At 43.8% G+C, this 6632-nt stretch carries 5 protein-coding genes; 4 read left to right on the top strand and 1 reads right to left on the bottom strand.

The genetic code is table 11. From position 1 onward, the window contains the following. Nucleotides 1–107: 107 nt before the first annotated feature. Nucleotides 108–1136, bottom strand: a complete 1029-nt coding sequence (locus tag R7Q38_RS22525; protein WP_239939270.1) for a site-2 protease family protein — start codon at nucleotides 1134–1136, stop codon at nucleotides 108–110. Between the two features lie 422 nt (nucleotides 1137–1558). Between R7Q38_RS22525 and R7Q38_RS22520 the strand changes: the two genes are divergently transcribed. The 4 genes from R7Q38_RS22520 to R7Q38_RS22505 all read left to right on the top strand — a co-directional run bounded on the left by R7Q38_RS22520 (nucleotide 1559) and on the right by R7Q38_RS22505 (nucleotide 6425). Next, on the top strand, nucleotides 1559–2803 hold the full coding sequence (locus R7Q38_RS22520; protein WP_161442135.1) for an outer membrane protein transport protein: 1245 nt from the start codon (nucleotides 1559–1561) through the stop codon (nucleotides 2801–2803). A 20-nt stretch (nucleotides 2804–2823) separates the two neighbouring features. After that, nucleotides 2824–5232 (top strand): VolA/Pla-1 family phospholipase, encoded by a 2409-nt coding sequence (locus R7Q38_RS22515; protein ID WP_222712567.1) that lies wholly within the window; start codon nucleotides 2824–2826, stop codon nucleotides 5230–5232. 136 nt (nucleotides 5233–5368) lie between these two features. Then, the gene (locus R7Q38_RS22510) at nucleotides 5369–5578 is read left to right on the top strand and encodes a YgdI/YgdR family lipoprotein (RefSeq protein WP_005376349.1); all 210 of its coding nucleotides are present in this window, start codon (nucleotides 5369–5371) and stop codon (nucleotides 5576–5578) included. A 289-nt stretch (nucleotides 5579–5867) separates the two neighbouring features. Then, nucleotides 5868–6425, top strand: coding sequence for a PhnA domain-containing protein (locus R7Q38_RS22505; protein WP_005376350.1), 558 nt, complete (start codon nucleotides 5868–5870; stop codon nucleotides 6423–6425). Nucleotides 6426–6632 lie beyond the last annotated feature (207 nt).

The following is a 6632-nucleotide window of genomic DNA, read 5'->3' as shown; positions in this document are numbered from 1 at the left end:
GAGTAGTTTTACAGGCAAAGCCGAAACGGATGATAACCACCTACTGAAGTAGGTGGTTTAGGGCTGAAAATAAAAAAGCTCCCTAGGGAGCTTTTTAATGATTCTAATCAAGTGCCCAATATCTGTAGCGGCAAACTTAACAACCTATCTCCGAGAGTGGCAAAATACCAGATGATAGAAACAAAACCTCCGACAGAGACCAAGTACCAAGCAAGTGAAAATAGTTGCCCATAACGGGTTAATGGCAATAAATGGCTTTGATGTCGAGCTCTCCATTCCATCACCACTTCCAACATTCCCATTAACAATAAAAACCCTAGCAACGTCAGACCGAAATAGTAACTGATAAAAATGCCTAATAAAGCGGTCGCAATACTGCCAGCTAACCCGACCCAAGTATTCATTGAGAAGGTAATACTTTTGAGCACATGGCCACCATCTAATGGTAAAATAGGCAGCAGATTAAATAGGTTTAGCAAGGCGTTAAACACAGCAAGCCCAGCGAAGATCACCTCACCAGTCATCCAATAAAGCAAAGTAAAAACAATACTAAGTACTAAACCGAAAAATGGTCCCATGATTGAGATAACCACATCCTGCCAGCGCGTGTTTATCTTTTCGTCACTTAGCGCCAAACCACCTAGGAATGGAATCAAATAGATCCCTTTGGTCTTCATTCCAAAATACTTCATCGCTCTAATGTGACCATATTCATGAAAAACCAAACAAGCGATCAACGCTAGCGCGAACTCGATGGAAAATAGCCAAGAATATGCAGCGAGACTTGCAGACGCTAACGCCACTTTAATAACTTTCGCACTTTTAAGTGCTTTCATCCCAAGAGATACGAGGCCTATTACACTTAAACGCTTTTCGGATGGTGGCGTAACTTCTGGCACTTGGCACTCGATGTCTTTTTCATTTCGACAACCTTCGTTGACGAGCTCACCGTTAATTGTGACCTTGTAACTCAATTCAAACGGTTGCCATGTTAAAGAACACTCTAAATGACAGTTCAGGATTTCCTCACCCGCAGAGAGCTTAAACTGGTGTAGACAAGTCTCTGCGGTATTGTCACTGGCATCGATTTGAGACACCAACGTATTATCCCAATATAACTGCTGCCACCCAGCCATCGATCCTTCGAGCCTTAGCGAACGACCTAAAAATTCAATATTCAGTAATTCCAATGCGGTTCCTATTGCGTCTATTGAATAACTACATAGCGAGCGCGAATTATGCCTGTGAAGTGAAGAAACAGCAAAGCGAGCTATCTCTTGATTTGATCGTTATTTAACTATAAAGCTCGCAAAACAATTCTGGTCGTACCATTCTCTTCAAAAATATAACGATAATACATGCCCTTACAAGCCATCGTTTGACCTATGCATCATATTTAAAACGCAAAATACGCTCAAACTTTGACAAGTTATTAAACATACAATTAACATTACATTTACATCACCGTTGTATTTCGCGTATTAACAATTGGTGTAAGTACCACACAACAATTACAAGGACTTCGGTCCAGCATTATGACACCCTAGGAGGGTCAAGGATGAACAAGAAGCACTGCTCTCTGCTTACAATTTCAATATTGTTTGCGTGTAATGCCCACTCAGCGGGCTTCCAGGTAGCTGAACATTCGGCATCTGGTCTTGGTCGAGCATTTTCAGGTGAAGGGGCTGTCGCAGATAATGCCAGCGTCCTTGCCCGTAACCCTGCAGCAATGACACTTTTCAAAGAAGCTCAATTTTCGGGCGCGTTATCTATCATCGACCCTGAAGTCGATGTGTACGACACTGTAAACAATGAACACGCGAAAGATGTCGCCCCTTTACAGATCGTGCCAGCAGGTTATTACATCAGCCCTATCAATGATAACTGGGCTTGGGGTATCGGTATGTTCACAACATACGGTGTTGCCACTGACTATCCAAATGATATTTCCGCAGGTGATATGGCGGGTGACACTTCCCTACTTTCAGTAAACATCAACCCTAATGTCGCTTACCGTATCAACGAGTCTTTCAGTGTCGGTGGTGGTATCAACCTAGTTTACGCTGAAGCAGAGCTGACTCGCCACAAAGGCGCACTCGCCCGTATTTTAGGTGGTAATAAGTCCGATAACCTTGTCGGCATGGAAGGCGAAACTTTTGCTTGGGGTTGGAATATTGGCGCTTTGTACGAGCTAAATGAAAACAACCGTTTTGGCTTTGGTTACCGTTCTAAAGTTGATCTAGATTTTGACGACGGTGAGTTTAGTAGTTACGACTCAGGCCGAGCTCCATCACCAAAAGTGGATGGCCGTTTAAAAATCTCTCTCCCTTCAATTATCGAATTATCGGCTTTCCATCAACTGAATGAACAATGGGCAGTACATTACGGCTGGCAACAGACCGATTGGAGCACATTTAAAGAACTGAAAGCGACGAGTCCTCAATGTAATGATGGAACTGCTGGTCAATGTTTCTACAAACCAGAGAAATACGAAGACAACAACCGTTATTCTATTGGTGCAACTTACACCCTCAATGCGGATTGGACATTCCGTGCAGGTTTTGCGTACGACGAACAAGCAGGTGAAGCGACATTGAGTATCCCTGACAGTGACCGTTTTTGGTACAGCGCGGGCCTAACTTACGCAATGAATGAGAATTTAACTTTCGATGCAGGCTTTGCACTTGTTAAGAGTAAATCAGGCTCTTTCACTGAGACAAATGCTCTGGGTGAAGAGATTAAGTTTGACTCAGAAGGTACTGCTTACATCAGCGCGGTACAGATGAACTACACCTTCAAATAATGGGATTACGGAGTAAACCAATGAAACACACGTTTAAATTATCAATGCTTTGTTCTGCAATCCTTCTTGCTGGTTGTGGTGATGATACTTCCAGCTCTGGTACTTCCGACAAAGTTCAATTTGAAGATGAAGTGCAAGCATTGCTTGATCGCGAAACATCCATCAGTTTTACGCTTCAAGGAGCGAACGCAGATGTACCGGCACCATCTTACTTATTAATGGACACAAGCGATGGTACGCTTGGTCTGCCAACTGATGGCGATGATGCTTTAACCAACCCTAGAGCCTCGATGAATACGATGGATGGATGGTCAACGTCTATGCCAATCGTTCTTAACTTCAACGGCGACGGTTTTGCAACGGGCATGTTGCCGTCTGGTGTTAAAGTCATCAAGATTAACCAACGCTTAACCGAGTGGGACGGTAAATCTAACCCAATCGAAGAGGTACTCGTTCAGAACCAAGACTACGTAGTTCAAGCAAAAGGTAACTCTCTATACATCCAGTTCTTGGCTTCACTTGATGAGTCAAGCGAGTACATTTTTGCGGTTACACAAGATGTTACTGACGTGAATGGTGAGCCAATCGGTACATCAGCCAGTTACGCGACAGGTAAATCGAAAGAAATCGTTTATGAAACTGGTGCTCTTGCTTCTGTTCAAGCGGTGACACAAGCGGTTGAAGGCATTTTTGGTTTAGCTCAAGTTGACCCTAACGACATCGTTTACTCCTCATGGTTCAGTACCCAGTCTGTAGGTGATACGTTAGCGGCAGTCAAAGGAGTAACCGCTACTGGTTTTTCTACCGGCGCAAACACACTAAATACCGTTTACAAAAATGACTCAAACGAAGGTTCAGTTGACTTATCAACGGCCTACACAATAACGCTCGGTGAAACCCAAGACTTTAGCACTGCGCTAGACTCTGACGATGACTTTAGTAAATACATTAGCGATCTAGACGCAGCTAAAACGGCAATTAAAGGCCTTTACATGCAATCAGGTGCCGATGTGAGCGTGACACAAGGTGTGGTAAGACTGCCTCATTACCTGGAAAAAGGCGCAAGCTGGAACATGCAACCAATGGTATCTGCGATGCCAAGCCTAGCGAAGCTAAGCGCAGCATTAGCGGATCCGAACGAGCAAGCAAACATGGTTCAGCAGCTATCAACAGGCGTTTTTGCAAATGATCCTGTTGATGTGACAAAGCTTGCTACAGATCCTACAGAGCAGCTAAAACTTGTTGGAGCTAAGCTTACTCTTACCGATGGTACCCAGCTTGATAGTGAGCGTATTATTACTCGCTACTCGCCTGTTCCCTTAGTGAAATCGGTCGAAGATATCGAAGTACTGGTCTTCACACCTAAATCTGGCGTCGCGACAGACGTTGTGATTTATCAACACGGCATCACCTCAGCAAAAGAGAATGCGTACGCGTTCGCGTTCAATATGGTAAAAGCTGGTGTGGCAGTTATCGCTATTGACTTACCTATTCATGGTACGCGCAGCTTAGATGAACAACGTTCCGCAAATGCGAATGTACTGGCTTATCTAAATCTTTCCAACTTAGCCGTTGCGCGTGACAACCTACGTCAAAGTGTTCTGGATGTGTTAGGTTTGCGCGCTAGCTTGGTAGTATCTGCTCAAGGCGGTCTTTTAGCTGGAGGTCCTCTGCAAGGCTTCAACCCAATGACGGGTTCAAAAGTCAAAATGCTAGGTCATTCACTTGGCGGTATTGTCGCTACATCTGCCGTCGCAGCAGCAAACAATACATTGGGCAGCCCTACTGCGGATGCACTGTACACCTTTAGTTCTGCATCAGTACAGAACTCTGGTGGACAAATTGGTAATTTGTTACTGGGTTCAGACAATTACGGCCCTCAGATCAAACATAACCTCGCTTATGCAGCATCTAAAGACTATGCGAGTTACGCTGATGCATCATGTGCGGATCTAGAAGATAAAACATGTTACGAAGCATTTGAGGCTGCGGCAACGGAAGCTCAAGTAGCAGCGCTAGAAGCAGGTTTTTCACAATTTATCTATGCAGCACAGACTACACTAGACACTGTCGATCCGTTCACAAACGCTTCAGATTTAGTGGCATCTGGTTCGCTAACGACACCATTCTTTATGACAGAAGTGGATGGCGATAGCACAGTACCAAACAGCGTTCCAAATGCACCATTCGCGGGTACTGAACCGCTCGCTAATAAGCTAGGGTTGAAGACTGTGAACAGTACGGACACTACTGTGAATGCAACTGCGAGCTTTGTACAGTTTAATGCTACTGCATCGCACAGTACTTTTGCTTCGCCAAATGGCACTCTGTCTGATATTGATCATCATGTAGAGATGCAGATGGAAAACACTGACTTCTTGATGGATGAAACACTAACAGGTGTCACTAACACTTCTGTTTTGAAGTAATCGTAACGCCCTTCCTACCAAAGCCCAGTTTCTACTGGGCTTTTTCATTTCAATTGTATTCAAACCCACTCATATTTCCTCTGCTATAGTTAAAACGATGTCTTTGCCTAACTCACTTGTTTAAAAGGAAAACTCTATGCGCGTATTGACTGTTATTGCCACTGTATTACTTCTTGCTGCATGCGGAAGTAGCCAATATCTGATGTCGACAAATGAAGGGAAAATTATTACCTCTTACGGTAAACCAGACCTGAACGAGGAAACGGGTATGTACGAGTATGAAGACATGGATGGTAAAGAAATGAGTATTTCAAAAGAGCAAATTGTCCAGATTGTCGAACGTTAACGACAGGCCCTCTGTAAATTAGAGGGCTATGTTCTAGCCACCCTCTCTCTACATTTACCTCTTTTAGGCTTGTAATCGTTGTAGAGATTGACACAACTAATTCATAAGCCAAAACAATTAATAGTGTCTTTTATACTTCCGTATTATTTATTTAGCGAATATTTTACATCTTCACCTTAATCAGGTTGGAGTATTGTAAAATCTAGTCTTTAATTCGCTAACACCCTTTTATTTCTCAGGATAAAGTGGATAATACCGCCACAAAATAACATTACTAAGGTGAGTCCTTATGTCTATTGAAGCTACTCTGCTTGCGCGCTGCGAGTCAAAATGTGAACTGTGTTCTTCTGAATCTCAACTAACTGCATACGCTGTCCCACCTCACGGTAATGTGACGGTTGATACTGCCATCATGGTTTGTGATAAGTGTCTGGGTGAGATCGATGAGCCAAAAGACATTAACCACTGGCGTTGTCTAAACGAAAGCATGTGGAGCCAGGTTCCTGCTGTACAAGTGACTGCATGGCGCCAACTCACTCGCCTAAACACAGAAAGCTGGGCTCAAGATGCTCTTGACATGATGTACATGGAAGAAGAGCAAATGAACTGGGCAATGAAAGGGATGTCTGCTGACGATAAAACGGTTGACTGTAACGGCACTGAACTTAAGAAAGGTGACGATGTAACAGTAATTAAAGACCTACCAGTAAAAGGCACTAACCAAGTAATCAAACAAGGTACAGTGATTCGTGGTATTAGCCTTGGCGATGATCCAAAGCTAGTTTCGGGTAAGGCAAATGGTGGTCAGTCGATGTACGTGATCGCAGAATACTGCCGCAAGAAGTAATATCGCACTTCAGTCATGTCAAAACGGGGCACCAATGGTGCCCCGTTTTTCTATACAACACTTAATCTACTATCATGTCTACCTCCTCTAGAGTGTTTCTTTTCTAGGGCGTAGGTTGAGTAGGCATGTTTTACAAGTAAATTACCACCTTCTAAAGAAGGTGGCTTTGTGTGAGCCCCCTAAAAGGGGGCCTTTGTTTAGTCCAGC

The organism is Vibrio sp. Vb0598, assembly GCF_033338935.1.
Taxonomy (GTDB): Bacteria; Pseudomonadota; Gammaproteobacteria; order Enterobacterales; family Vibrionaceae; genus Vibrio; species Vibrio alginolyticus.
Note: the sequence above shows the minus strand (reverse complement) of the source record. Positions and strands in the feature narration are given on the sequence as shown.